Here is a 25394-nt window from a genome sequence, read left to right as displayed (position 1 = left end):
TTTCTCGGGATCGAACGAGAGCGATCATGAAAGTCGTCATCGTGCTCTTCGCCTGCGCCCTCGCATTGTCAAGCAATAAAGTCAGCATCCCAGGCCACGATCGCCAATATTGCCGAATAGGTCAGATGATGAGCGAGCTGGTCGGCGCCGTGAAGTATCCAGAATGAACGTGTATTGACCGGGTGCGGCTGACGTCGACCGTGGATGGCCTTCAAGTGGTCGATAAGGAAATGGATCAGAAACTCGCTGCAGACAACGGCGAAAATCCACGTCGGATTCGTGATTGCAACCAAGAGAATTGGCGCGGTGGCGACGGCGTGGATGCCTGCATGGACATAAGCGCCCGGCTTCTTGAAGTTGCCTTTGCCGGCAATCATCCATTCGGGCTGCAGGACATAGTCAGCCATGAAGTGCTTGGTTTGCAACCAAATCAGCGTTGTGAGCAGCAGCATCGTCATGCTCCCTCAGTCCGCCATATCAGCCGGATCGATCGTGTGCACACGGACCGGCGCGATCCTTCCCCGTATGCCGACGCAGCCAAGCGGCCTTGTCTGAATAAGGTCTCGGGTCTTTCGAAGCGTTTCGTCGCTTAATGCAATTTCCACGCCTTTGTCCTTGGCCACGCCAACGAGCCGGCTCGCGAGATTGACGACGTCGCCGATCGCCGTATAGCTGAGGCGTTCAGTCGAGCCAATATTGCCGACAAGGGCCACGCCGGTGTTGATGCCGATACGCACCCGAATCTCATCATGCTTGGGCGCAATCGGCGCCATGGCATGCATCGCATCGCGAATTGCCGCTGCGGCGCGGCACGCGCGCAATGCGTGATCCGGCACATTGCCGGGGGCATTCCAGATCGCCATCACCGCATCGCCGATGAATTTGTCGACTGTGCCGCCTTCGGCATGAATAGCGACGATCGACAGGGTCAGAAACCGCGTCAAGCTTGGTTCAACGCCAGCGCCGAACTCTTCCGTGAGTTCCGTAAAGCCTGGCAAATCCGCAAACAACACCGTTATGTCCCTGAGTTCGCCGCCGGGACGAGGCTTAAGACCGCCATCGACAAGGGGACGAACGACCTCGACGGGCATGAAGCGCGCGAACGCGGCAAGGCCGCTCGACATGCGCTTCAGGGCGGAGGAGAAATGATCGAGTTCAGTCAACAGCGCCGGGCGATGTTCCACGGCGTCGAGTTCGAACCTCTCGATCATATGCAGCTGCTCGGCAAGGCGCGACAGTGGCCGAGCGAAGAGAATTCTGGCAAACAGGATCGCCGTCACAGCGGCCAGCACAGCAATGCCCCCGATGATGAAGATCAGTCGCTCGGTATTGGCATCGATGTCACGGGCAAAAGTCGCCCGCGGTATGGCGGTGACCAGACGCCAGTCTTCGAACGGCAACTTGCCAGATGACACGAAGATTGGGCCGAGCGCCTTGCTTGCCACCAGCGTCCGGGAACCGTCGGGCTTTTCGGGGCTGGCAGCCATGGCGACTGCCGCGGCCAGGGCGTCGGACGCGGCAAAATCCTTGAGATGAGCAGCGATCATACCGTCTGACGGCTCGGATGTCGCCAGTACCGCATTATCCCGCGTTAGCACAAAGGCCTTGCTGCCTTCCGGCATCTTGAGCCCTCCAAGGATGGCCGACAGCCGATGCAGGCTGACCGCCACCATCACCACACCTTCGAAATGGCCGAACACCTCGACTTTCTTCGAGACGACGATCGCCGGTTCAAAGCCGTTCGGAAGAATATTGACGAGGCTCCAGGCCGGTTCTGCACTGGTCCGGCCACGTCTAAACCATGGCGAGCCCTCCGGAACGTAGACACTCTCGGCCCTCAGCCGATTTTCGAAAAAGATATCGCCAGGGATTGGCTTATAGAGATCGCGGCGTAGCGGACGCGGCTTGCCGAGAGGTGCGTGGCCGATCTCCACCATTTCGATCTCGCCATCCGGCAGCGCGTGCGCCCCAAAGAAGCGGCCGTCCGGGAAGCCGAAACCGATCCAGGCAATCGCCGGCTGTTCACGCAGCAACGACAGGAATAGGAATTCACGCTTCACCTCGTCGTCCGGCCTGATCGCTCCCTGGAAAAAGACCGATCTGACGATCTCCGCGCTGCTCGAAACCAGCGCCAGATTAGAAGAAAGCTCGTTGCGAACCGCAGCGGTGCTCTGAGCATCAAGGCTCGCAACAATCGTTTCAATGTTCCGGCTTGCGGTACGATACCAGACCAGGTGCACGAGCGCCGCCGTTGACAACACTGCAAGCAGCAGCAGTGCAGTGACCGCACGCCCCATCTTTATGCGTGGGAATGTTCTAGCGTTCATGGCGGTCGGTAATCAGACGGGCGGCGCGGTCATACCGGACATAAGCCAGCGCCCAGTCCGCAAACACCACGATGCGATTGCGGAAGCCCACGAGAAACCAGAGATGGGCGATGTTCCAGACCAGCCAGGCGGAAAATCCTGAAAGACGGATGCGGCGAAAGTCGGCGACCGCCGCATTGCGTCCGATGGTTGCCAGATTTCCGAAATCGCGATAGCCGAACAGACCAGCGGTCCGACCATCGAGACCGGCGAGAATGGCGCGGGCCGCGTATTCGCCCATCTGCTTGGCGGCCGGCGCGACTCCGGGAACCGTTCTGCCGTTCTTGTCCGTGAACGCCGCGGTGTCGCCGATCACGAAGATCTCGTCATTGCCCGGCGGGTTGAGGTTCCGGTCGACATGAACGCGGCCGGCGCGGTCCGCGGGCACGCCGAGCCATTTGGCCGCCCTGGAGGCCATGACACCGGCCGCCCACAGCACGCAGGACGATCGGATTTGCCGGCCGCCGGCAAGCGCTACTCCTTCAGAGTCGCAGCGCGTTACCGCTTCCCCGAGGGACACCTCGACGCCGAGCATCTCCAGGTGTCGCCGGGCTTCTCCCGACAATTTCGCCGGCATGGTCGGCAGAACGATATTGCCGGCTTCGACCAGCACCACGCGAGCCGAGGACGGATCAATGCGCCTGAAGTCACGGACGATGACCTTTCTTGCCAGCTCGGCGATTGCTCCAGCCAGTTCAACGCCTGTCGGGCCGCCGCCAACAACGACGAAGGTGAGAAACCGCCGCCGCTCGGCTTCGTCCTCGGCTGCCTCGGCACGTTCGAAGGCCGACAGGATCCGGGCACGGATTTCGGTCGCATCGGCGATTGTTTTCAACCCGGGCGCGGTCTCCGCCCATTCATCCTTTCCGAAATATGCGTGCCTTGCACCGGTGGCGACGACCAGATAGTCGTAGGCGATGCGACTATTTGTGGTCTGAACGAACCGGTTCTTCTTGTCGATCCCCTCGACACGCTCCATCAGCACAGTGACGTTGGATTGCCGAGAGAGAATGCGGCGGATCGGCATGGCGATCTGGGCTGGCGAAAGCGCGGCCGTCGCGACCTGATAAAGCAGCGGCTGAAAAAGATGATAGTTGCGCCGATCGACGACCGTCACATCCACGTCCGCATGCCGAAGACCCTTGGCGGCGGCGAGGCCGCCAAATCCGGCTCCGAGGATGACGACCCTAGGACGGCGGCCCGCCGCCTGACTTGCCGCTGGATCCATGAGTGGCGAGTCGCCGCTTGTTTCTTCGATGCCGGCGCGCATGGCTCAGCGCCCCCTCGGGAACAGGCGTGCTCCCAGATAGTCGAGTGAAACCGCACCGGCCCCGCGCGTCAGGATCAACAGCAACGGTGCCGTCCAGAGCAAATGGTCCGGCCAGTTCTGCGGGTAGACGAGGAGCTGGATTGTCAAGATGACGCAAAGCAGCAAAAGGGCAGCGGGCCGAGAGAACAGGCCTAGAAAAATCAAGATCGAGCCAGTGACTTCGGCCGTCGTCGCAAGCACGGCGGCCACGCCGGGATCGATGACGGGCAGCTGGTATTCGAGCGTAAACAGCTGAACTGTCGCCGGCCAGGAGGCAAGCTTGCTCTGCGACGACTGCCAGAAGACGTGGGCGACCGCCAGACGGGCAACGAGCTGGACGAGCGACAACGGCAGGCTGTTGAGGCTCTCGATAGCGGCGACATAGAGACCGATAATACCGCCTCTGTGTCGCGTCGAAGAAGGGGACATCATAGTCATGACTTCCATCCTGTTCACTTGGTTGCGGGCTTGATGTGGCGAATGCGAGCGACGAGGCCAAAGGCGAAAAGGCCGCCAAAGGCACCCTCGAGATCGAAGCCGGGAGTGCGGGCAAGCACACGGCTGACCGCAGCCTCCAGGCTGGCGCGCCTTTTCAGGGCATGAAGGAAGGCGAAATGACTGGCATCGAGGCGCAGAAATCGCATGCTATCTTGGCCGCGCCAGAGCGCGATCCGCTCCGGTCGGCGGCCCAGCCTCGCCAATGCTTCGATGTTTCCGCCGGCTTGATGCGCTTCCCATATGTCCAGCGCCGGCCAACGACAAACCAGCAGGCGTAGCGAGGGCTGAAGAACGATCTCGGGTGAGGTGTCGTCTTCACCGTCCGCCAACTGCTCCAAGCGACAGCCGGGCAGCGCCAGCGCGTCCAGCGCCTCGGCAATCATCCATTCCAGCCGCGCCGTTTCGGCAATGAAGGGCATGGCGCGGATGCCATCAAAGTCCGCCAGGAAGCGCGGGAAACTGCCGCCATAGCGAACAAGCTGCGCTTCCTGCGGCGGATTATTCCGGATGAAGGCGCCGGCGACATGACGAAAGTAGTTTTCGCCGAGAAGCTGGACCGTGATCGGAAAAACCGCGATCAAAGTCGCTGTCAGCGAGGCGAAGGTGTTGTTGCGATAGATGTTGAACCGACGCAGCGGGTCGAAAGCACCTTTCGCCAGCACCGGCGCAAGATCGCAGCCATCTTCACGGAGGATGGCTTGGGCGACCCGCGATTGCAGTGCGCAACTAGAGAGCATGGCCCACCCTCCTTGCGCCGGGACGATTGGCGAACATCGACGGCTTGATTGTCGCAAACGCGGCGAGCGCCGGCATTGGGCCCGTTCGGCTGTCGGCCCGCAATGGCAGGATCATCCCCTCGAACCGGGTCGACTGTGGTGTCGGCCGTTCCACCAGCATGCGATCTTCGAAGGCGATCGATTGCGCCAGCATGTCGGCCCACATGGCTTCACCGAGTAGCACGTCGAGAGCGGGCACATCCGTATCCCATTCGATGAGCGTCGGACGCGGTCCAATCTTGCGGATCGCGTAAGCATAGAGCGACCAGACGGCCGGCGGAACGCGCGAACCGTGGTCGTCGATCAGCACGATATCACCTTCGACCTCGTTGATCGCGTGCCCGGCAAGATGGATCTCACCGATGGCGCACGGGGGAAGCTGGTCGATGAAGGCTTTGGAATCGAAGCCGAGATTGCAGGCCGAGACGTGAACATTATTGATATCGAGAAGCAGGCCGCAGCCGGTAAGGCCCACGAGCTCTACCAGGAATTCCGCCTCGGTCATTGTCGACCCCTCGAAGGCGACATAGGCAGAGAGGTTTTCGATATAGACACGCCGCTGGAGGGTGTCCTGCAGCCTCGAGACATTGGCGGTCACGATGGCGAGGGCCTCTGCGTCGTAACGCAGCGGCAGGAGATCATTCAGATAGGCGCCGTCGGCGGCGCTCCAGGCGAGATGCTCGGACACCAGGCTTGGCTGGAAGCGCAGGCAGAGCTTGCGCATGCGCTCCAGATGGTCGCGGTCGAGACCGGAACTGCTCCCGAGTGAAAGGCCGACGCCATGGACGGACAGGGGATAGCTTTCCCGCAGCCGTTCCAGCGCGTCGACGGCCGCCGAGCCACCCATGTAATTCTCCGCATGGACTTCAAGCCATCCCGCCGAGGGGCGGCGAGACAGCATTTCACCGATATGCTGGGAGCGAAGACCGATGCCCGCGGCGGTTGGCACCGGATTGCTCGGAAATATCTTGGACATCGATTACTCCTTTGGTTGAAGTGGTGGAAAGGTCAGGCCTTGGGTTCGTTGCTTCCGCCGGTGATTTTGGTGCAGGTGCCGGCCGGCACGTAGATCCAGGAATCCTTGGCGTTGTCGGCGGTGGACGTGCCGGCACAGGAGTGGCTGGCCGTCTGGCAGTCGTTCAGGCCAGCCTTGACGACGCCGAAGCACTTTTCGAACGAGAAATCCGGCTTGGCAGCCGGGCCGGCAAAGGCGCTGCCGGCAGCCACGGAGGCTGCGGCGGCGAGGGCCGAACTGATGAGAAGACGAGTGGTATTCATGAGAAATCTCCTGGATTGCGTGAGGTCAAACCGCCATCGGCTTGCCTGTCTTCACATTCCCAGAAGTCAGCCGTCATCTGAAATGCTGTCTCTGCATGATTTCGATACGCCGTCTCTATGTGTCGATGGGCAATCTCTTTCAGACAAAAAAAGCCCCCGCCGGAGTGGTGGACGGGGGCTTAAGTTTCGGCCGGCGGGAGGCGGACTGCCGAAATGGCTGAGGATCAAAGATAACGTTCGCGGACGTCTACGGTCGATCGTTTGCCGATTTCCTGGTAATTGGCCTGCAGCCAGAGGTTGGCGCATTGGCGGCCGCGATCCCTCAGGTCCATGAGCGCCCCCCAGTCGGCGTTCATCTTGCTCGCTACGCTGAGGTTTTTCATCGCTTCGTCGTCTGAGATACCGTGCACGAAAATGCGCTTGAGATTGGAAGGCGGCGTCGCTGCCGTGTCGATCAGCTGTGTGACGAAGGCCACCGCCCGCATCTCCCTCAGCAGCGACGAATTGAAACTGATCTCATTGATGCGGTTGAGAATTTCTCCAGCCGTGCGCGGCAGTTCCGTTCGTTCTATCGGATTTATGTGAACCACGAGCACATCGGGCGTGTCGCAGCCATAAATCAGCGGGAAGATTGCGGGGTTGCCCATATAGCCACCGTCCCAATAGGCTTCCCCTCCGATTTCCACGGCTTGGAACAGGAAGGGCAGGCAGGCAGACGCCATGATGGCATCGACCGAGAGCTCGTCGTTGCCGAACACCTTCACCTTGCCAGTCCGCACGTTGGTGGCGCAGATGTTGAGCTTGACAGGGCACCGTGCCATCCGGATTGCCTCCAGGTCGATCGATTGTTCCAGCACCTGGCGCAGGGGATTGAAATTGAAGGGGTTGAACTGGTACGGCGACATCAGCCGTGTCACCAGGTCGAACATGATGAACGCCGGCGAGAATTCCAGCGATTTCGAGCCTGTAAGGCGGTCGAGCAAGGTTGGCTGCAAAGGTCCGGATGCAGCTGCGTGGCTGACACGGCGCCAGAAATTGGCCAGCGCCGTCTGTGCTCCGCTCCGCCCGCCCTCAGCCAGGCCATAGGCTGCGACCGCAGCATTCATCGCGCCGGCGCTGGTTGCCACAATGCCTTCGAATGACAGGCTTGGCTCGTCCAGCAACCGATCGAGCACTCCCCACGTGAAGGCGCCATGTGCGCCGCCGCCCTGCAGCGCAAGATTGATCGTCCGCGGCTCGCGCTCGGCGAGCGACGAGTCGGGCTGCATTTTGAGCTTTGCACCCACATGTTTGTTCACGATCGCAACCTCCGTGTCTCAAATGCTTGATCAGTGCGCAGTCCAGCCGCCGTCGACAGGGATCGCCGTGCCTGTGATCGATCCAGCAAGATCGCTGCAGAGAAAGACGGCAAGCGCGCCCATTTCCTCGACGGTGGCAAAGCGCCTCGTCGGCTGGTCCTTCAGGAAGACGTCTCGGATCACCGCGTCGCGTGGGATGTTATGCGACTTCGCCTGATCCTCGATCTGGTGTTCGACAAGCGGCGTCCAGACGTAGCCGGGGCAGATCGCGTTGGATGTCACCCCGAATTCGGCGCCTTCGAGCGCGATCGTCTTGGTGAACCCGACAATGCCGTGTTTGGCCGCCACATAGGCGGATTTGAAGGGGGACGCGACCAATCCATGGGCGGAGGCGACATTGACGATCCGGCCATAGCGGTTGGCGCACATGCTGTCGAACGTCGCCTGAACGAGATGGAAGGCTGAGGAAAGATTGATAGCAAGTATGGCGTCCCACTTTTCAGGCGGAAACTTTCCGAGTGGCGAAACATGCTGGATACCGGCATTGTTGACGACGATGTCCACCTGTCCGAAACGCGCGAACGCCCTCTCGACCATCATATGGATCGCTTCCGGCCTCGACATGTCGGCGGCGTCGTAGGCAACGTCGACATCGTTATCCGTGGCAATGCCGTCGCGCAGCATCTCGATCTCGGCAGGGTCGCCGAAGCCGTTCAACATCACGGCGGCCCCTGCCCTTGCAAGCGCATGTGCAATGCCAAGGCCGATGCCGCTGGTCGAACCAGTGACAATGGCGCTACGCCCTTCCAAGGGCCTGCGGCCGACGAGAGTATCAGTTACGGGATCAAAGGCGTTCAGCATATGTGCTCTCCACTACGATCGACTACGCCGTCTGGCGTCTTGCAATCAGAATGGCCGACGGGGCTTCGCTTTAGAAATGCCAGTCTGGTATGGAATTGATAAATCCATGGCATTGGTGGAGAATGCCGCCCGCGGAGAATATTGAGGGTATTGCAAATAGAATTCATGCCGGGGGGCGGCGATGGATATCCACCATATAAGGTATTTCCTGGCGGTGTGTGAAACTCGAAACTTCACGCGCGCGGCCGAAAAGTGCAATGTTACTCAGCCAGCGCTCAGTCGCGCCATCCAGCAGCTGGAGGATGAGGTGGGCGGCCTGATGTTCCGCCGGGAGCGCAATCTCACCCACATAACAGATCTCGGCAACCTTCTTCGCCCGCGATTCCAGCAGATCCAGGACGAGTTGATGGGCGTGCGTACGGAGGCGTCGCGATTTCTCTGTCTTAGTGAAGCACCGCTCAAGGTCGGCATTATGTGCACGATCGGACCGCGCCGGTTTACTGGCCTGCTCACCGACTTCAACATGCGCCACAAGGGAATCCAGCTGCAACTGATCGAGGGCGTGCCCGCCCGATTGTCCGATCTGCTGGAGACTGGCGAAATCGATGTGGCCTTGATGTCGACGGCAACAAGCTTTCCGGAACGCTTCGACGTGACCTCGCTCTTTCGCGAGAGGTTCATGCTCGCTTTCCCCGCCGGCCACCGCCTCGGTCAATACGATGCCATTCCCATCGCGGCGATCGACGGTGAGATCTACCTGCGGCGTGTCAACTGCGAATACTGGGATTACCTCACGGATCTCTGCGATGCACAAGGCGTGAAGACCCTCGTCTCCTATTCCAGCGAGCGCGAGGACTGGATTCAGAACCTGGTCGCCGGTGGCCTTGGTATCTGTTTCATTCCCGAATACAGCGCCGTTATCCCAGGATTGCAGGTGCGACCTGTCGCGGACCCGGAAGTGTCGCGCGAGGTCTGCCTTGTGACGGTGGCGGGCCGACGCTTCTCCCCGGCGGTTTCAGTCTTTGTCGGCGCCGTGAAATCATACGGCTGGGCGAAAGCGTCGGGCCGTTCGCATTAAGGGCAGTATCGTAACAATCACGGGAGCACAGCCTGGCAAGCTGCCGGGCATTCGGTGTTTCCCCTGCGGCTGACAATAGCTTGCGGCTATCGAAATCAAAAGCATCTGGCATTTCTCTTTCGATCGGCGCTCCGCCAGTCTTCGAACATGCTCGGCACCGTCCTCGCCGGGCTCCAACAAGGAGAAACCGCTGATGAAGCCCGTATTGAAAACCGACCGCATGTCCCTCGCCGCTCTCGCATTTGCTGCAGTGGTCCTGGGCGCCGCCCTGCCCGCCGCGTCCGCCATGGCGGGCGAATGCCCGGCTGATCAGGTCACTGAAGATGGCATGAAGCCTGGCCCGATGATGCCGAAGGGCGTCTCCGACAGCGTCGTCAAATCAATCGATCTCTCGTCCAAGGGCGAGGCATGGAAGGGAAGCATGCTGCGCATGCGCAAGCTCGTCGTGCAGCCGGGAGGCATCGTTCCCTGGCATTCGCACGAGATGCGCCCGGCCAATATCCTGATCATCTCCGGCTCGATTACGGAATACAGCAGCACCTGCAAGGTGCCGATCCTGCACAAGAAGGGCGAGGTGACGGCCGAGTTTGGACATCTCTCCCATTGGTGGAAGAACAATGGCAAGGCTTCGGCCGTGCTCTATTCCTCCGACATACTGAGCCCGGAAATGCACACCGATGACGCGGCGATGTAACGGTTGCCCTTTGATCTGAAGCAGCCCCATCGCTCGCCGGCGTTTCCCTCGCACTGGCAGGGAAACGCCGCATCCCGGAGGAACAAGCATGACCGACATCGAACAGCCGCTCACGGCATCCGTTCAAGAGCGCCGGACCATTCACGCCGACAGTTGGCGCTTTGGACTGATCGCACTCATCGCCTTTTTGACCTTGGTCGACCTCTTTGCGGCGCAAGCCGTATTGCCTTCTCTGGTCGAGAGGTTTCAGGTCAGCCGCGCCACGATGGGTTTCGCCGTCAATGCCAGCACCCTCGGTATGGCGCTCGCCGGTCTGCTCGTCGCCTTCGTCGGCAGCGGCCTGGACCGGCGCAACGGCATCTGGATCAGCCTCGCGATCCTGTCCGTGCCAACGACGCTTCTGGCATTTACCGACAACATCATCGTCTTTTCAGCGCTGCGGGTGCTTCAGGGGCTTTGCATGTCGACGGCCTTCACGCTGACGGCCGCCTATCTGTCGGAGCATTTCTCAGCAGGAAAAGCCTCTACGGCCCTGGCCGCCTATGTCACCGGCAATGTTGCCAGCAACCTCTTCGGCCGCATGCTGTCCGCTGCCGTCGCAGGCATTGGCGGCCTCTCGATAAATTTTCTGGTGTTTGCCGCCCTCAACCTCCTCGGCGCCGCCCTGGTTTGGTTCACGCTCAAAAGGACGACCAGCATGATGCGGAGCGATGATCGCGGGAACCTCACCATGCGCATCTGGGGCGGACATCTTGCCGATCCAAAGCTGCGACGCGTCTTCGCTATCGGCTTCCTCATCCTCTTCGTGTTCATCGGCACCTACACCTATGTCAACTTTCGGATTGTCACGCTCGGGGTACGCCCGATGGCGCTCGGCCTTGTCTATCTCGTCTTCCTTCCGTCGATCTTCACCACGCCTTTCGCCGGCAGGCTCGCAAGCGCTGTGGGGCCGGCAACCGGAATCGTGCTGACGCTTGCGATTGCCATCGTCGGACTCGTCGCGCTTCTCAGTGCGTATTTGCCGGTCATCCTGATCGGTTTGACACTGGTGGCAGTCGGCACCTTCCTCGCACAGGCAATGGCAACCGGCGTCGTCGGTCAACATGCCAGGAGCGACAAGGCTGGAGCGAGCGGCATCTACCTCGCATCCTACTATACCGGAGGCATGGCCGGCAGTGTGGTTCTCGGTCAGGTCTACGATCACGTCGGCTGGAACGCATCCGTCTACGTGCTTATCGCAGCTCTGGCGGTAGCAATGCTGCTCGCGGGTTCGCTAAGCGCCCCGCACCGATAGATCCCAACTTTCCGTGGTAGCCGGAATAGGGGTCGCCCCTTCCATGCGGAAGCCGGCGACGAGTTTGAATACAGACACAACCGAAAGGAGTAAATGACATGCAAAGAATGATCAGACTATTGTTCATGGCCGCGCTTTCATTGGCAGGAATTCTGTCGGCATCAGCCACTATCGTCCAGGCAGGTGCCCGGGACGGTGTCGTTGTTCTGAAGAGTCGCTATTCGGTCGACGAGACTGTCACAAAGATCAAAGGCAGCGTCGCAGAGAAGGGCATAATGCTGTTCGATGATATCGATCAAGCAAGGCTCGGCAACGCGGCTGGCAACAAGGTCCGTCCATCGCGGCTGATCCTGTTCGGCAATCCGGCGCTCGGAACGACGTTCATCACCGCCAATCCAGTGGCCGGGCTCGATTGGCCCGTCAGAGTTCTCGTTTACGAAGCGAAGGATGGAACGGTCCGTGTCGCCTACACCGATTTTAACTGGATCGCGCGACGCCATGGCATCACCAGCCGCGAGAAGGAGTTCAAGATGGCGTCCGAGGTCATCAAAGCGGTGACGGATCCGGTCCATCAATGAGGTCACGGCGATGCGGTGATGAATGGGGAGGGAGCGACTTCCTCCTCATTGCGGATGTTGCAGAGAGGTTACCATCCGAGGCTGCCCTGACCTTGATGGTTGGTTGAGAACCTTCCAGGCGCGATGCTGACTTTGGTCCAGATTCTACTGGTTCTGATGACCGTTGCTCGCCACGGACTTCGCAATGCCCACGGTCCGCTGGTGGCCCCAGACCTGCTGATCATCGTATACAACGGGAAGCTCTGCGCGTTCGCTGATTGGTATAAGGCTGCCAACCATCTCGTGGGACGAGTTGTTCAGCAGCTTACTGAAGTGCGACTTGGGACGCTGCTGACATCAATTCTTCGGGACTCGGCGCCCGGCATAGATTTTGGCCCCCCTCTTCGGCTTCTGTGAAACTCCAGCGCACAGTGCCGTCCCGATCGAGCAGGAACTCGCCGATAAGCGGCATGTGACCGGCGATGATAATCTGCTGGTCGGCCGCCGTCATTTCATACGGGTCCTTTTTCTCCAGAAAGTCGCCCGCCGCAGCCGGGTTCATCGGCACGGGCAACTCCCGCGGTAAATCGATCCGCATTGTCCTGACCGCGTCCATTCCGAGCTTGTGCGGCCATTCGGTTTCATTCTCCGTGAGCTCGAGGATGGGTAAACCGAAGGCGCGATGCGAAGCCCCCTCCGGGTCGGATGCGCTGATAAGGTTGGGTAGTGGATGGTAACGAAAGTAGAGCCGCGCCCGTTCGACGGGCGTCTTGACGACAGCGAGACACTCGATGCCTTTCTCCTTCAGGGCAGGGTTGAGCTGCGCCATCGCCGAGACATGACGCCGACAGAATGGACAGTGTAGGCCTCGAAATAGACCGATCAGTAGCGGGCTACGGCCTCGAAAGTCATCGAGCGCGATCTTGCCTTCGCGCGAGATCGCATCGAGTACAACATTCGGTGCCCGGTCGCCCGGCTGCAGCGGGCGGTCGACACTATCCGTGGACATGAACAACCTCCTCCCGATCGATCAAAAAGGCAGCACACCCAGCGCTTCGGGGGGCGAGCCCTGCTGGGCGCAAACTCCCTTCGCCGGGGCAAAGTAGCGTTCGGCCTCTGCCATATTCCAGACGTCGAACTTGAGCTTTGCAGGCCCATCATAGCATGGAAAAGACATCCGCGGGCGAACATTCAGGCTGGTCAGCAATCCGCGGCGTGCTATGTCCTCCGAGAGATTTTGGATCGAGCCGCCTGCCTTCATCCGACGCACGTTCTGATCGTCCAAGACAAGTTTATCGAAAGCGATATCACATCCAACACTGAGCGTGATCTTCTCAACGCCCGTGCCATGTCGTTTCTCCTTAACGAGCCGGCCGGAGCTCTCTCCAGCCTCCGAGCCCTTCGAAAAAACTCCCTTTCTAAGTAGGCGACCATCAGCCGCAAGGATAACGCAATCTTGATCGATGATGACAGTTTCCTGATCGCAGCATCGACCTATCTGCTTTGGCAACCACACTGAAGACGCTGCCTGTTGGCGGCGAAGGGAGGGTTGAGGGATGCTCCGGATGTGGAAATTGCCGGCAGCGATGGCAGCGCTCATCGCCGTTGCCATGTCGGCGTCGTCCTGCACGACGACCTCTACCGACCCGGCGCAGACCGGATCGGTTGGATACTCCAGCGCTGACTTCGCACTCAGGCCGGCTTGTCGCGACGGTTTCGGCAACGATCGTCCTTGCAGCTATTAACGTATAGAAGACGCAGCGAGGATGATCGGCACGCCGTTGCGGTTCTCGAAAGCCGGAGCACTTCGTTGGAAAATCGTTACGAACACCGATAAGCGTGATACACACCGTCGAAGTGCTCTCAAGAAAGACGGTCATGCGGTATCTTCGGTCGGGGCCGCGTCGGCTTCACACTCAAGAGTTGGGCGCTCCCCGCGCCAAAACGGTGGGCTTGAGATCGGGTGAGATCGCCGACCGGAATATCCGCGTCATCCTAGAAGCAATCCGCCGGCACGGGCCACTGACGCGCACCGAGCTTGGGCGGCATAGCGGGCTGACCGGGCCTGGCATCACCAATATATTGCGGCGGCTTGCCGACGAGAAGCTCGTGACATCGAACCGGCGCACCGGGCTCGGCGGCGTGGCGACGGCCACGGAATTCGCGCTGCGGCCGGAGGGCGCGTTTTCGATCGGCGTCAAGCTTCGACGGACGCGCGGCGAGATCGTGCTGATCGATTTGAGCGGCCAAGTGCATGACCGGGTCTATTTCGACGTGGAGCCGGAAGACGGGGTTGGCGCGGTACACGCGGCGGTCCGGGACATGGCCGATCGGCATGCGACATTGCCGATCGTCGGGCTCGGGATCGCCGCCAACGATTGGAACGATGCCCGCAGCGAGCAGCTTGCCGCGATGTCGACGATCGCACGCACCTACGTCGAAAACGAATGCACGGCGAGCCTGCTTGCCGAGCGCACGATCGGCAGCGCCATGCCGGAGGGCGGGCTCGCGATGATCATCATCGACGATGACGTTCAGGCGGGTTTCCTCATCCGAGGCATACCCTATTCCGGCGTGCATGGGCGGGCGGGCAGCATCGGCGAAATGCTGACCGGGCCCGACAATGTCCAGCTCAATACCGTCGTCGGTTTCGATTCCCTGCGCTCGCGCATCGGAGACGAGGACTTCGCGCGCCTGCTCAGGGGCGAGGAGTTCTCCTCGTCGTCGCTGTCGCAATGGATACGCGAGGCCGCCGGCCATCTGCTCGACCCGATCATCGCCATGGCCGGCTTCATCGCCCCGAGCGTCGTCATGATCGGCGGCGACCTACCGCAGGGGGTGATCGAGGCGCTGATCCATCAGCTTTCCGTCGAGCGGCGCGACACCTCGACCAGGCCGCTGCTGACGCCATGGATTTCGCCGATGCGGCCGGCAAGCTTCAGCGGTGGCGGCGTGGCACTCGGTGCAGCCCTCCTGCCCTTCCTCAACACGCTTCTGCTGCCGCCAGCTTCGGCCTAAGCCGACCGTGCAACATAATTCGGCGGGCTCAGCCGAGCGCCTCATCGGTATGGCTGAGATCGGAGGCGAGCGCCGTGTCGAGCACCTTCTGGATGTTGGCGGCGCGCCGGAAGGAGGGTTCCTGGGTCTTGCCCGCCCGCACGGCCTGGACGAAACGTTGGTAGTTCGTCTCCACAGGATCGAAAGGCACATCGCGCCACGTCGCGGTATGCACATCTTCGCCAAGGCAGGCGCGCAGCGTCGATTTACCGGTGTCGTAGATCATCTCGACCGAGCCGGTTTCACCATAGACCCTAAGGCGCAGCTGATCCATCTGGCCGGCTGCCGTGCGTGTCGCCTGGATCGTGCCGATCGCGCCATTGGTGAAATCGACATTCATCGTGAAGCTGTCATTGGCGTCGAGATCGTATTCGCCGATCCTGTGATCCGGCGCCTTGTCGAAAGTCTTCAGCCGCGCAAAGACGTGGGCGACGTCGAGGCCGGAGCCATAAGAGGCGAAATCGACGATGTGAATGCCGATATCGCCAAGCGCGCCGTTCGAGCCGTGTTTCTTGCTCAGCCGCCAGAGCCATTTGCTTTCGCTCTTCCAATCGCCCCAGTGGCGGCCGACCAGCCAGCTTTGCAGATGCGACGCCTCGACATGGCGCACGGCGCCGATCTCGCCGGCAAGCACCATCTGCCGGCCCTTCTGCAGCGCCGGCGAATTGCGATAAGTGAGGTTGACCATGCCGACCTTGCCGGCCCGCTCGATCGCCTCGGTCATTTCCATCGCCTTGACGGCATCGGTGGCGAGCGGCTTTTCGCAGAAGACATGTTTGCCGGCGGCGATCGCCTGAAGCGTCGTCGGGTGGTGGATACGATCGGGCGTGACGTTCGCCACCGCATCGAACTCGCCCCACGCGAGCGCATCCTCCAGCGAGATGAAATGATTGGCGATGCCATGTTCGGTGCAAAAGGCCGCGAGCCGCTCCGGGACGACATCGACGCCGCCAACGACGCTGACGCCTTCGATCGCCTTGAAACGCGCGGCGTGCTGGTTGGCCATGCCGCCGGTTCCGAGAATGAGTAAACGCATCTTCTCCTCCATGGACTTCAGTTTCCGGCTGCCGCTGCGGCCCGGAGCACGAACTGACACCATCGCGGCCATCCGCGATCGATCGGCCTTTTCCTCAGGAAAATTGCGGGTTGGATGCGCCTGATTTCCCTAAGGCGCTGTCGGCAACTTATTTTGGCGTGCATCCCTTCCGAAAACCGCAGCGTGCGCTAGCTGCTGTTGAATGTCGCCAGCATCTCATCCTCCCAAGCTCTGGCTTGACATCAAATCAAAGTAACTTAATCTAATTAATGCAGCACGGAAATGAGGAGAGGTCAACCGACCGCCAGGCTGTATTCGTTCAAAATGGGGAGGAGACCCATCATGAAGAGCGCGACCGTCAGCGCATTGGCGCTGAGCACTGTCTTATTTTCAGCATCCACCATTTTTGCCCAGGAACTTGCCACCAAAGACCGGATCGGCCTTGCCGATGCGCCGAAAACGCTCGTCGTCCGCCTGACGAACGACAGCCCGAACAATTCCGATCCCGCCATTGCCGAGGGCTATCAGAAGCTCTTCGTCGATTTCATCAAGAAGCATCCGGACTGGAAATTGCAGATGCAATTCATGTCCTCCGACATCGGCACTGAACAGGCCAAGATGCTGGAGCAGGCCAAGGCCGGCAACGCGCCGGATTGTGCGGCCGTCGACTCCTTCGTGCTCTCGCAGTTCATGGTCAATCACGTGCTGGCCGATTTCACACCCTATTTCTCCAAGGAAGAAGTGGACGATCTCTTCCCCTTCATCCGCAGCGGCATCACCGACAAGGACAAGACCATCCGTGCCTGGTGGTGGGATACGGACCTGCGCGTTCTCTACCGCAACAAGTCTGTGGTCGCAGATGCGCCGAAGACCTGGGACGAACTGAAGAAGGCCGCCCTTGCCTCCACCAAGGAGGGCATGGAAGGCGTGCTCTTCAACGGCGGGCGCTGGGAAGGCACGACCTTCGACTGGCTCGCCAATTACTGGGCGCTCGGCGGCAAACTCGTCGACGACTCGGGCAAGCCAATCTTCGGCGAAGGCGAGAACAAGGAGAAATTCCTGAAGGCGCTGAACTACTTCAAGGATCTCGTCGATTCCGGTGCGGCGCCGAAGCGCGTTACGACGATCGCCAATTACGACGATATGAACGCTGCGGCGGCTGCCGCGACGACGGCGCTCTTCATCGGCGGCAACTGGCAATATGCACAGCTGAAGACGACGCTCGACGAAGAGGAATTCAAGAACTGGACCTTCTCGCCGATCCCGGGCCCCACGGCCGACCAGAAGTCGACGGGCACCGGCGGCTGGACGGTCGCCTCCTTCAGCAAGGACAAGGAGAAGATCGAAATGTGCGCCAACCTGGCGCGCGACGTCTATATGGGTCCTGCAAACGCGCTGCAGCAGCAGCTGCCGACGCGCAAGTCGCTCTTCGACAAGTATGAGGTCTTCTCGACGGAAGCCAACAAGACCTTCGCCAATGCGCTGGTCGATGGCCAAGCCCGGCCCGGCGTGCCGATCTATCCCGAGATCTCCAACCAGATCCAGATCATGATGGGAGACGTGCTGTCGGGGACGAAGAAACCGGAAGAGGCCCTGGATGCCGCATTTAGCGCGGCGATGGAGGCTTACAAGCGTCTCTGATCCCGGGCGTTTCCACGCTTCCGACCGCGACGGCGCCTGGACTTGAGGCGCCGTCGACAGTGCCAAACCCGGACAGAGAAGCCAATGAGCCCAATTGCCATCGAGGCTGACAGCCCGCCTCAAAGCAGAACGTTCATGCGCCGGTTCGCCGGTGCGCCCCTGCCCTGGATCATGCCCGTGATCATCGTCATCGGCATATTCTACCTCTATCCCGTCATCGACGTTTTCCGGCTTTCCTTCACCAATGCGACGCTGATCGGCGAGAACCAGCAATATACGTTTGGGTCGATCACCAGTGCGCTGAGCTCGCCGCAACTGCCCGACATTCTCTGGGCGACGCTGATCTTCGTCGGCGGCAGCGTCATCGGCCAGCAGATCCTCGGGCTTGCGGTCGCCGTCACCGTCATTCGCGGCGAAAAGCGCGGCCTGTTCGGCACCACGATCCTGAGGACCACGGCGCTTGTCGCCTGGGTCGTGCCGGGCATTGCCGGCGGCATCATCTGGCAGATGTTGTTTTCCGAAGCGCCTTACGGCGCGCTCAACAGCATTTTGAGGCTGATGCACATGCCGACCGTCGCCTGGCTCTCGGACCCGGCAATGGCGCCGTGGTCGACTCTGATCTCGAACATCTGGCGCGGCACCGCCTTTTCGATGGTCGTCATGTATGCGGCGCTGAAATCGATCGATCCCTCGCTCTACGAGGCGGCGGAGGTCGACGGCGCCAGCGCCTCGCAGCAGTTCTTCTTCGTCACGCTGCCGCAGCTGCGCGCTGCCATCCTCGTCAACATGATCCTGATCACCATCCAGACGGTGAACACCTTCGATGCGATCATCACACTGACAGGCGGCGGACCCGGGCGCGCGACCGAAGTGATCTCGCTCTACGTCTTCAATATCGTCTTCCGAAACTATGACCTCTCCGGCGGCAGCGTGCTCTCCGTGCTGATGCTGATCATCAGCCTCGGGCTCGCCTTCGTCTATGCGTCGTTCCTGCCGAAGGAGGAAGAGCAATGAGCGGACGCACCGGAAGCCGGTTAGGCGATGCCATGAGCTATCTCTTCATGTTGGTGATGTTCGTCTTCTTCGCCGGCCCCCTCACCTATCTGCTGTCGATGGCGCTACGCGACAAGCGCGAGGTCTATCGCGGCGCGGCGCGCTACATTCCCGACAACCCTACCATTCAGAACTTCATCACCGTTCTCAACAACAGCTATTTCCCGATTTATCTCTGGAACGGCCTGAAGCTTGCGGCTCTGAGCGGGCTCGGCGTGCTGATCGTGGCCTTGCCCGCCGCTTACGCTTTCTCCCGCTTCCAGTTCCGTGGCAAGGGCCTCTCGATGATGGGGCTGCTGCTCTTCCAGATGATCTCGCCGCTCGTCATCATGGTGCCGCTCTATCGCTACATGAACCGCCTCGGCCTGCTGGACACGCATTTCGCCGTCGTCATGGTCTATATCGCGCTCGGTGTTCCCCTGGCGACCTGGCTGTTGAAAAGTACGGTCGACGGCATTCCGCGCAGCCTCGACGAGGCGGCGATGATCGATGGCTGCAATCGCTTCTCGGTTTTCTGGCGCATCATCGTGCCCCTGTCGGCGCCGGGCATCGCCTCGGTTTTCATCATCACTGTGATTGCCGGCTGGTCGCAATTCCTGGTGCCTTTCCTGCTGCTCACCAAAAATGACCTGATGCCGATCGGCGTCGGAATCTTTAACTTCCGCGGCATGCAGACCGACTCGTCCATCCAGCTGCTTGCAGCCGCCTGCCTGATTGCGGTCGTTCCGGCGATCGTGGCCTTCCTGTCGCTCCAGAGGCTGATCCTCGGTGCGATGACCAGCGGCGCGGTGAAGGGATGAAGAGGTCTGCTTCACTCTTCACGCGCGCGGAAGGATTGAACGCATGAACCAGACACTCGGCGCTAGGCTCTCCCCCGATCTGACGGGCGCCAATGTCGAAGACGCGGGCGAGCACAACAGGGCCGTCGTCCTGCGCTGCATCCACCGCCAGGCGCCGATTTCGCGCGCCGAGATCGCCAGGCAGACGGGCTTCACCAAACCAGCGATCGCCCGCATCGTCGACCGCCTGCTGGACGAGGGCCTGATCATGGAGGCCCGCCGCCGGCATGGGCTCAGAGGCCAGCCGGCAATCGAACTCGAAATCAATCCCGATGCCTATTACGCCATCGGCATCAACATCGACCGCGACCATCTGACGATCCTGGCGGTCGACGCCGTCGGCAATGTGCGCGCCCGCGTACACCACGAGAAGCGCTTCATCCTGCCGGCGGAATTCATGCAACTGACATCAGATGCGATCTCGCATTTCCAGCGCAGCCGACTGATCGACGATGCGCGCCTTGCCGGCATCGGCCTTGCCATGCCGGATTGGCTCGGCGAAATCTCGCTGCTCGGCAAGCCCGACGCCTATCAGGAATGGACTGATTTCGACGTGCGCGCCGCACTGGAGAGCCTGACGCCGCATCCCGTCTTCACAGAAAACGAGGCTAATGCCGCTGCCCTTGCCGAGCTCAACTACGGCCTCGGCGCGGAAAGCAGCAGCTTCTTCTATATTGCCGTCAATGCCTGCCCGGGCGGCGGCCTCGTTCTCGACGGCAACGGCCATCGCGGCGCCATGGGCCTCAGCGGCGAGATCGGCTGGCTTCCGATTGCCGACGGCCGCGACGGCGAGGCGCAGAAGGTCCAGCTCCTCGGGGAGATCTTCTCGCTGTTCTTCCTCTATGATTTCCTCGCCCGGCATGGGATCGAGGTGAGCGTGCCGCAGGATCTGCTGACCCTCGACGCGCGCGGCAAGCGCCTCGTTTCACAATGGCTGAAGGAAATGAGCGCGCATCTCGCCGTCGCGGTCAAACATATCGCCATGATCGTCGATCCCGATGCCGTGCTCGTCGGCGGCCGGCTGCCGATCCGCATCGTCGATGAATTGCTGCGTTACGTCCACGAGCATCTCGACGCCGAGGACACGAACCTGCCCTCGCTGCATCGCGCCTCGATCGGCGAGGACGCCTCGGCCATGGGTGCGGCGGCCATGCCGATGGCGGCGGCCCTGATGCTCGCATCGGCCGATGTGGCGCAGCGCACGCGCTCGCCGCTGAAATTCATGGATCGGCTGAACAGTTGAAACGACCGCAAGGCCCCGGATTTTGATGAGGATCGGAGGATATGGTGAAAATCGGCTTCTATACCTCGACATTCAATGACCGCCCGCTGGAGGAAGTGGTAGATTTCGCCGCGTCGTCGGGGTTCGAAGCGATCGAGATCGATGTCGGCGGCCACATCAAGACGCCCGACCGGGTGGAAGATGCCGTTACGCTGGCAAGAAGCCGCGGCCTCTTCGTCTCCTCGATCACTTTTTTCGGCAATCAGCTTGATGCCGATCGCGACAAGCGCCGGGAACTCCGGGCAAGGACCTCAGAATTTGCCGAAGCGATCGGCGGCGCCGGCGTTCCGATCTTCGTGATCTTTCCCGGTCGTAACGATACGGCAAGCGACGAGGCCAATTATGACGACTTCGCCGACTTCGCGATTGGGCTGATCGCGCAAACGCAGGCAAGCGGCCTCACCTTCGCGATCGAGAACTGGCCCGGACCTAGAGACAATTTCATCGGAACGACGCCTAGGGGATGGCAGGAACTTTTCCGCCGCATCGAGGACCCCCGCTTCGGCCTCGAATTCGACCCCTCGCACCTCATCCGCATCGGCGTCGATCCCTATCGGGCGCTGGAGGCGGTCAAGGACCGCATCGCCATTCTGCACGCCAAGGATACGGCGATCGACGCCGAGGCCCTGCAGGCACTCGGCTATCACGGCAAGGGCTGGTGGCAATACAAGTTGCCGGGGTTCGGTCTGCTCGACTGGCCGCGTTTCCTCAGGCAGGCCCGCGGCTACGGTTTTGATGGCACGCTGTCGATCGAGCACGAGGATGCCGCTTACGGCTGGCCGGGCAAGGACTTGGCCGCGCGCAAGGAGGGTGAGCGCCTCGGCCTCGATTTTCTCAAAAGTGTCTTGAACGGACTTTGACGGCGAATTCGGGAGGAGTTTCATGGCCCATGTTTCGGTCAGCAATGCGCGCAAGGACTACGGCGCGTTCAAAGCCATCAAAGGCGTGTCCGTCGATATCGGCGACGGCGAATTCGTCGTCCTGGTCGGCCCCTCCGGCTGCGGAAAATCGACGCTGCTCAGAATGATCGCCGGCCTGGAGGGCATCACCTCGGGCAAGATCCAGATCGGCAAGCACATCGTCAACGAGCTTGCGCCCAAAGACCGCGACATCGCCATGGTGTTCCAAAACTACGCGCTCTATCCGCATATGACGGTGGCGAAGAACATGGGCTTCTCGCTGCGTATGAAGCGCATGCCGAGATCGGAGATCGATCAGCGCGTCGGCAATGCGGCAAAAATCCTCGGCCTGGAAAACCTGCTGGAGCGTTATCCGAAGCAGCTTTCGGGCGGCCAGCGTCAGCGCGTCGCCATGGGCCGGGCGATCGTACGCGATCCGGCCGTCTTCCTGTTCGACGAGCCTTTGTCGAACCTCGACGCCAAGCTTCGGGTGCAGATGCGCTCGGAGATCAAGGAACTGCATCAGCGGCTGCAGACGACGACAATCTACGTGACCCACGACCAGATCGAAGCCATGACCATGGCCGACAAGATCGTCGTCATGAAGGATGGGCTGATCGAGCAATCGGGCTCGCCGCTCGAACTCTACGACCGCCCGAACAATCTGTTCGTCGCCGGTTTCATCGGCTCGCCGGCGATGAATTTCATCAAGGGCAGCATGAGCGAAGACGGGTTCAGGACCGTGGACGGGCTGCTGCTGCCGAGCGAACGCCGGCCGAAGGATGCCGTGACCTACGGCATTCGCCCCGAACATATCATGCTCGACCCCAACGGCATCGAAGTGACGACCGTCGTCGTCGAGCCCACAGGCTCGGAAACACTCGTGCTCGTGCGGCTCGGAGGGCAGACGCTGACCTGCGTCTTCCGCGAGCGGATCCGGGCCGCCCCCGGCGACGTGTTGAGGATCGCCCCCGGCCACGACACCGTTCACCTCTTCGGCGCCGACGAGCAGCGCATCACTACAGGCGAAGCGCCATTGAGTTAAGCCCGCCGAATGCCCCCTCCCCTTCGGCCGGGCGCCGCCGGGGGCGCTTTGTCAGCGCCCCCGGCCCAAAATCCCCGGTCGTCCGGACATCACGCAGAGATCCGGCAAGCGCTTGAACGAGCATCGAAAAGGTTAATATGCGTTAACCTTAAATTTCTTGGCCGGTATCGGAGAATCGCGGATAATAACGGTTACAGGGGCTTTTGATCCCGAAAACCGTTATCCGAAAGATTGCTGCCGATGAACGCTAATTCGAACGCCGTGAAGGCCGCGCCGCTCTATTTCGAGGATCAGATTCTCGAGCACGGCGACGTGATTTCGAAGAAGCTGCATCTCCTGAGCGTGCAGCGCTTTCCGCCGAACGCGAAGAAGACGCTGCGCAACTTCTCTCTCGCCGAGGTCGCCAATTATGTCGGGGCCTCGCAGAGCACGTTGAAGAAACTGCATCTCGAAGGCAAAGGCCCCTGCCCGCAGACTTCGCCTTCCGGGCGGCGCTCCTACAGCGCCGAGCAGATGCTGGAGCTCAGGCGCTATCTCGATGCGCATGGCCGCTCCGAGAGCCGCATGTATGTGCCCCATCGCCGCGGCCATGAGAAGCTGCAGGTGATCGCCGTCGTCAACTTCAAGGGCGGCTCGGGCAAGACGACGACATCAGCCCATCTCGCCCAGCACCTGGCGCTGACCGGCCACCGCGTCCTTGCCGTCGATCTCGATCCGCAGGCATCGCTCTCCTCCCTGCACGGCTTCCAGCCGGAGTTCGACCAGGCCTCGTCGCTCTATGAGGCGATCCGCTATGACGGCGAGAAGAAGCCGCTCTCCGAGATCATCCACAAGACCAATTTTCCCGGCCTCGATATCGTGCCGGCCAATCTCGACCTGCAGGAATATGAATACGATACGCCGCTCGCCATGACCGACAAGTCGAGCAATGACGGCAAGACCTTCTTCACCCGCATCTCCCGCGCGCTCGCTGAAGTCGACGACCGCTACGACGTCGTCGTCATTGATTGCCCGCCGCAGCTTGGCTACCTCACCCTGACGGCGCTGACGGCGGCGACCAGTGTCTTGATCACCATCCATCCGCAGATGCTCGACGTCATGTCGATGGGCCAGTTCCTGCTCATGCTCGGCGGCATCCTGAAGCCGATCCGCGCCGCCGGCGCCGAGGTGAACCTCTCCTGGTATCGCTATCTGATCACCCGCTACGAGCCGACCGACGTGCCGCAGGCGCAGATGGTCGGCTTCATGTCGACGATGTTCCACGAGTTCATGCTGAAGAACCAGATGGTCAAATCGACGGCAATCTCGGATGCCGGGATCACCAAACAGACACTTTATGAGGTCGAGCGTTCCTCGATGAACCGGGGAACCTATGATCGCGCGATGGAGGCGATGGACGCCGTCAACGCAGAGATCGCCGGGCTTATTCACCAGGCATGGGGAAGGTGAATTTGTCGGCTGACAAATTCACGCTTTCCGTGAAGCAAATCAATGGAATGACCGCAACCGGAGGAAGCGATGGCACGGAAAAATCTGCTGGAAGGACTGGCCGATATGCCGGACGAAAACGCGGGCGCGCCTAACTATCCGATGCGCGGCGCAGGCCGGTCGCTCGTCCGCTCGCTGGATGAGCTGGCCAAGCAGGCGGAAAAATTCCTCGAAGGCGAGGCGGTGGTCGATCTTGACCCGGATCTCGTCGAAGCCTCCTTCGTCAAGGACCGGCTGTCCGAGGATGACGAGGACTTCCAAATGCTGGTCGAAGCGATCCGGGCGCGCGGACAGGATACGCCGATCCTGGTACGTCCCCACACCAGGATCGACGGACGTTATCAGGTGGTCTTCGGCCACCGGCGGCTGCGCGCCGCCCGCGCGCTCGGCCGCAATGTCCGCGCCGTCGTCAAGGCGATCGACGACCGGACCCATGTGATCGCCCAGGGGCAGGAGAATTCCGCCCGCGCCGACCTCACCTTCATCGAGCGCGCGCTCTTTGCCAGGCGGCTTGAGGAACTCGGCTATGACAGGGAGGTGATCTCGACGGCGCTCGCCGCCAATGCGGCTTCAGTCTCGAAGATGCTGTCGGTCATGGATCGTATCTCGCCGGAGGTCGTCCAGGCGATCGGCGCCGCACCCGGCGTCGGCCGCGAGCGCTGGGTGGAGCTGTCGCTGCTCGCCGGCAAATCGGCCAATGCGGCAAATGTCGCCAAAGTCCTGCAAGACGACAACTTTCATCAGCTACCTTCCGACAAACGTTTCGAGGCACTCCATGCGGCGCTGAACAAAAGCGCGCGGCCGGTGAAGAAAACCGTCGCCGCGAGGAAGATGACATGGCAGCCGCTTGATAAGGCGGTCCAGGCGGAAATGAAGAATGACGGTAAGGCGTTCTCGCTCTCGATGAAGGCGAGAAATGCCGGTCGCTTCGGAGAATTTCTCTCCGGCAGGCTGGATGCGCTCTATGAGCAATTCCTCGCCGAGGAGGGCAAACAAGGAGACTGAAACCGCAAAAGAAAAAGGCCCCCAAACGAACGAGTCGTGG

At 60.9% G+C, this 25394-nt stretch carries 25 protein-coding genes; 14 read left to right on the top strand and 11 right to left on the bottom strand.

The genetic code is table 11. The features are described 5' to 3' along the window. Positions 1-68 precede the first annotated feature (68 nt). The 9 genes from HJC04_RS22065 to HJC04_RS22025 all read right to left on the bottom strand — a co-directional run bounded on the left by HJC04_RS22065 (position 69) and on the right by HJC04_RS22025 (position 8386). Positions 69-452: a DUF3307 domain-containing protein gene (locus HJC04_RS22065; protein WP_247241778.1), complete on the bottom strand. Its 384-nt coding sequence runs from the start codon at positions 450-452 to the stop codon at positions 69-71. Positions 453-464: 12 nt separating this feature from the next. Beyond that, the gene (locus HJC04_RS22060; protein ID WP_221147106.1) at positions 465-2327 is read right to left on the bottom strand and encodes an adenylate/guanylate cyclase domain-containing protein; all 1863 of its coding nucleotides are present in this window, start codon (positions 2325-2327) and stop codon (positions 465-467) included. Continuing rightward, positions 2317-3594, bottom strand: coding sequence for an NAD(P)/FAD-dependent oxidoreductase (locus HJC04_RS22055; RefSeq protein WP_221147165.1), 1278 nt, complete (start codon positions 3592-3594; stop codon positions 2317-2319). The genes HJC04_RS22060 and HJC04_RS22055 overlap by 11 nt, the downstream gene beginning before the upstream one ends. Positions 3595-3639: 45 nt before the next feature. Beyond that, positions 3640-4113, bottom strand: a complete 474-nt coding sequence (locus tag HJC04_RS22050; protein ID WP_221123546.1) for a DoxX family protein — start codon at positions 4111-4113, stop codon at positions 3640-3642. A gap of 14 nt (positions 4114-4127) precedes the next feature. Next, complete coding sequence (locus HJC04_RS22045) at positions 4128-4910, bottom strand: putative DNA-binding domain-containing protein (protein ID WP_210632103.1); 783 nt, start codon at positions 4908-4910, stop codon at positions 4128-4130. Further along, positions 4900-5925 (bottom strand): DUF692 family multinuclear iron-containing protein, encoded by a 1026-nt coding sequence (locus tag HJC04_RS22040; protein WP_221147105.1) that lies wholly within the window; start codon positions 5923-5925, stop codon positions 4900-4902. The genes HJC04_RS22045 and HJC04_RS22040 overlap by 11 nt, the downstream gene beginning before the upstream one ends. Before the next feature lie 32 nt (positions 5926-5957). Then, a complete protein-coding gene (locus HJC04_RS22035) occupies positions 5958-6227 on the bottom strand; it encodes a DUF2282 domain-containing protein (RefSeq protein ID WP_210632101.1) in 270 nt (89 codons plus the stop codon). 224 nt (positions 6228-6451) lie between these two features. Beyond that, a complete protein-coding gene (locus HJC04_RS22030; RefSeq protein ID WP_247241777.1) occupies positions 6452-7525 on the bottom strand; it encodes a patatin-like phospholipase family protein in 1074 nt (357 codons plus the stop codon). A 30-nt stretch (positions 7526-7555) separates the two neighbouring features. Then, positions 7556-8386, bottom strand: a complete 831-nt coding sequence (locus HJC04_RS22025) for a 3-hydroxybutyrate dehydrogenase (RefSeq protein ID WP_221123544.1) — start codon at positions 8384-8386, stop codon at positions 7556-7558. A 181-nt stretch (positions 8387-8567) separates the two neighbouring features. On the opposite strand from HJC04_RS22025, the gene HJC04_RS22020 reads away from it, so the two are divergent. The 4 genes from HJC04_RS22020 to HJC04_RS22005 all read left to right on the top strand — a co-directional run bounded on the left by HJC04_RS22020 (position 8568) and on the right by HJC04_RS22005 (position 12030). Further along, a complete protein-coding gene (locus HJC04_RS22020) occupies positions 8568-9464 on the top strand; it encodes a LysR family transcriptional regulator (RefSeq protein ID WP_210632099.1) in 897 nt (298 codons plus the stop codon). A gap of 193 nt (positions 9465-9657) precedes the next feature. Continuing rightward, a complete protein-coding gene (locus tag HJC04_RS22015; RefSeq protein ID WP_210632098.1) occupies positions 9658-10158 on the top strand; it encodes a cupin domain-containing protein in 501 nt (166 codons plus the stop codon). Positions 10159-10246: 88 nt separating this feature from the next. Next, complete coding sequence (locus HJC04_RS22010) at positions 10247-11452, top strand: MFS transporter (protein ID WP_221147104.1); 1206 nt, start codon at positions 10247-10249, stop codon at positions 11450-11452. A gap of 98 nt (positions 11453-11550) precedes the next feature. Then, positions 11551-12030: a DUF302 domain-containing protein gene (locus tag HJC04_RS22005; protein WP_183705088.1), complete on the top strand. Its 480-nt coding sequence runs from the start codon at positions 11551-11553 to the stop codon at positions 12028-12030. 304 nt (positions 12031-12334) lie between these two features. Here the strand turns inward: HJC04_RS22005 and HJC04_RS22000 are convergent, their stop codons facing one another. Further along, positions 12335-13018, bottom strand: a complete 684-nt coding sequence (locus HJC04_RS22000; RefSeq protein ID WP_183705030.1) for a peroxiredoxin-like family protein — start codon at positions 13016-13018, stop codon at positions 12335-12337. 547 nt (positions 13019-13565) lie between these two features. Here HJC04_RS22000 and HJC04_RS31895 point away from each other — a divergent pair. After that, a complete protein-coding gene (locus tag HJC04_RS31895) occupies positions 13566-13754 on the top strand; it encodes a hypothetical protein (RefSeq protein WP_097601245.1) in 189 nt (62 codons plus the stop codon). A gap of 133 nt (positions 13755-13887) precedes the next feature. Then, the gene (locus tag HJC04_RS21990; RefSeq protein ID WP_210632096.1) at positions 13888-15027 is read left to right on the top strand and encodes an ROK family transcriptional regulator; all 1140 of its coding nucleotides are present in this window, start codon (positions 13888-13890) and stop codon (positions 15025-15027) included. Between the two features lie 28 nt (positions 15028-15055). Here the strand turns inward: HJC04_RS21990 and HJC04_RS21985 are convergent, their stop codons facing one another. Next, positions 15056-16102, bottom strand: coding sequence for a Gfo/Idh/MocA family protein (locus HJC04_RS21985; protein WP_210632095.1), 1047 nt, complete (start codon positions 16100-16102; stop codon positions 15056-15058). 342 nt (positions 16103-16444) lie between these two features. On the opposite strand from HJC04_RS21985, the gene HJC04_RS21980 reads away from it, so the two are divergent. From HJC04_RS21980 to repB, 8 genes are all read left to right on the top strand, one after another. Beyond that, positions 16445-17743: an extracellular solute-binding protein gene (locus HJC04_RS21980; RefSeq protein ID WP_210632094.1), complete on the top strand. Its 1299-nt coding sequence runs from the start codon at positions 16445-16447 to the stop codon at positions 17741-17743. An 84-nt stretch (positions 17744-17827) separates the two neighbouring features. Continuing rightward, positions 17828-18757 (top strand): carbohydrate ABC transporter permease, encoded by a 930-nt coding sequence (locus HJC04_RS21975; RefSeq protein ID WP_221123515.1) that lies wholly within the window; start codon positions 17828-17830, stop codon positions 18755-18757. After that, on the top strand, positions 18754-19596 hold the full coding sequence (locus tag HJC04_RS21970; protein ID WP_085782016.1) for a carbohydrate ABC transporter permease: 843 nt from the start codon (positions 18754-18756) through the stop codon (positions 19594-19596). Before HJC04_RS21975 ends, HJC04_RS21970 begins: the two co-directional genes overlap by 4 nt. Positions 19597-19639: 43 nt before the next feature. Then, entirely contained in the window at positions 19640-20878 is a 1239-nt protein-coding gene (locus tag HJC04_RS21965) for an ROK family transcriptional regulator (RefSeq protein ID WP_210632092.1), read from the top strand. Positions 20879-20922: 44 nt separating this feature from the next. Continuing rightward, positions 20923-21777, top strand: a complete 855-nt coding sequence (locus HJC04_RS21960) for a sugar phosphate isomerase/epimerase (protein ID WP_221147164.1) — start codon at positions 20923-20925, stop codon at positions 21775-21777. A gap of 22 nt (positions 21778-21799) precedes the next feature. Next, positions 21800-22861, top strand: a complete 1062-nt coding sequence (locus HJC04_RS21955; RefSeq protein ID WP_085782018.1) for an ABC transporter ATP-binding protein — start codon at positions 21800-21802, stop codon at positions 22859-22861. A gap of 240 nt (positions 22862-23101) precedes the next feature. Beyond that, positions 23102-24310 carry a plasmid partitioning protein RepA gene (gene repA / locus HJC04_RS21950; protein WP_221123513.1) on the top strand — a complete coding sequence of 403 codons (1209 nt, stop codon included), beginning with the start codon at positions 23102-23104 and terminating at the stop codon, positions 24308-24310. Positions 24311-24379: 69 nt separating this feature from the next. Next, positions 24380-25354, top strand: coding sequence for a plasmid partitioning protein RepB (repB, locus tag HJC04_RS21945; RefSeq protein WP_221123512.1), 975 nt, complete (start codon positions 24380-24382; stop codon positions 25352-25354). The last annotated feature ends 40 nt before the right edge of the window (positions 25355-25394 follow it).

The organism is Rhizobium sp. NLR8a, from assembly GCF_019685235.1.
Taxonomy (GTDB): Bacteria; Pseudomonadota; Alphaproteobacteria; order Rhizobiales; family Rhizobiaceae; genus Rhizobium.
Note: the sequence above shows the minus strand (reverse complement) of the source record. Positions and strands in the feature narration are given on the sequence as shown.

Bases quoted from the DNA above. Each gene is read 5' to 3' on its own strand.
- HJC04_RS22065 (WP_247241778.1), bottom strand. From the start codon at position 452: ATGCTGCTGCTCACAACGCTGATTTGGTTGCAAACCAAGCACTTCATG.
- HJC04_RS22060 (WP_221147106.1), bottom strand. From the start codon at position 2,327: ATGAACGCTAGAACATTCCCACGCATAAAGATGGGGCGTGCGGTCACT.
- HJC04_RS22055 (WP_221147165.1), bottom strand. From the start codon at position 3,594: ATGGATCCAGCGGCAAGTCAGGCGGCGGGCCGCCGTCCTAGGGTCGTC.
- HJC04_RS22050 (WP_221123546.1), bottom strand. From the start codon at position 4,113: ATGACTATGATGTCCCCTTCTTCGACGCGACACAGAGGCGGTATTATC.
- HJC04_RS22045 (WP_210632103.1), bottom strand. From the start codon at position 4,910: ATGCTCTCTAGTTGCGCACTGCAATCGCGGGTCGCCCAAGCCATCCTC.
- HJC04_RS22040 (WP_221147105.1), bottom strand. From the start codon at position 5,925: ATGTCCAAGATATTTCCGAGCAATCCGGTGCCAACCGCCGCGGGCATC.
- HJC04_RS22035 (WP_210632101.1), bottom strand. From the start codon at position 6,227: ATGAATACCACTCGTCTTCTCATCAGTTCGGCCCTCGCCGCCGCAGCC.
- HJC04_RS22025 (WP_221123544.1), bottom strand. From the start codon at position 8,386: ATGCTGAACGCCTTTGATCCCGTAACTGATACTCTCGTCGGCCGCAGG.
- HJC04_RS22020 (WP_210632099.1), top strand. From the start codon at position 8,568: ATGGATATCCACCATATAAGGTATTTCCTGGCGGTGTGTGAAACTCGA.
- HJC04_RS22015 (WP_210632098.1), top strand. From the start codon at position 9,658: ATGAAGCCCGTATTGAAAACCGACCGCATGTCCCTCGCCGCTCTCGCA.
- HJC04_RS22010 (WP_221147104.1), top strand. From the start codon at position 10,247: ATGACCGACATCGAACAGCCGCTCACGGCATCCGTTCAAGAGCGCCGG.
- HJC04_RS22005 (WP_183705088.1), top strand. From the start codon at position 11,551: ATGCAAAGAATGATCAGACTATTGTTCATGGCCGCGCTTTCATTGGCA.
- HJC04_RS22000 (WP_183705030.1), bottom strand. From the start codon at position 13,018: ATGTCCACGGATAGTGTCGACCGCCCGCTGCAGCCGGGCGACCGGGCA.
- HJC04_RS31895 (WP_097601245.1), top strand. From the start codon at position 13,566: ATGCTCCGGATGTGGAAATTGCCGGCAGCGATGGCAGCGCTCATCGCC.
- HJC04_RS21990 (WP_210632096.1), top strand. From the start codon at position 13,888: ATGCGGTATCTTCGGTCGGGGCCGCGTCGGCTTCACACTCAAGAGTTG.
- HJC04_RS21985 (WP_210632095.1), bottom strand. From the start codon at position 16,102: ATGCGTTTACTCATTCTCGGAACCGGCGGCATGGCCAACCAGCACGCC.
- HJC04_RS21980 (WP_210632094.1), top strand. From the start codon at position 16,445: ATGAAGAGCGCGACCGTCAGCGCATTGGCGCTGAGCACTGTCTTATTT.
- HJC04_RS21975 (WP_221123515.1), top strand. From the start codon at position 17,828: ATGAGCCCAATTGCCATCGAGGCTGACAGCCCGCCTCAAAGCAGAACG.
- HJC04_RS21970 (WP_085782016.1), top strand. From the start codon at position 18,754: ATGAGCGGACGCACCGGAAGCCGGTTAGGCGATGCCATGAGCTATCTC.
- HJC04_RS21965 (WP_210632092.1), top strand. From the start codon at position 19,640: ATGAACCAGACACTCGGCGCTAGGCTCTCCCCCGATCTGACGGGCGCC.
- HJC04_RS21955 (WP_085782018.1), top strand. From the start codon at position 21,800: ATGGCCCATGTTTCGGTCAGCAATGCGCGCAAGGACTACGGCGCGTTC.
- repA (WP_221123513.1), top strand. From the start codon at position 23,102: ATGAACGCTAATTCGAACGCCGTGAAGGCCGCGCCGCTCTATTTCGAG.
- repB (WP_221123512.1), top strand. From the start codon at position 24,380: ATGGCACGGAAAAATCTGCTGGAAGGACTGGCCGATATGCCGGACGAA.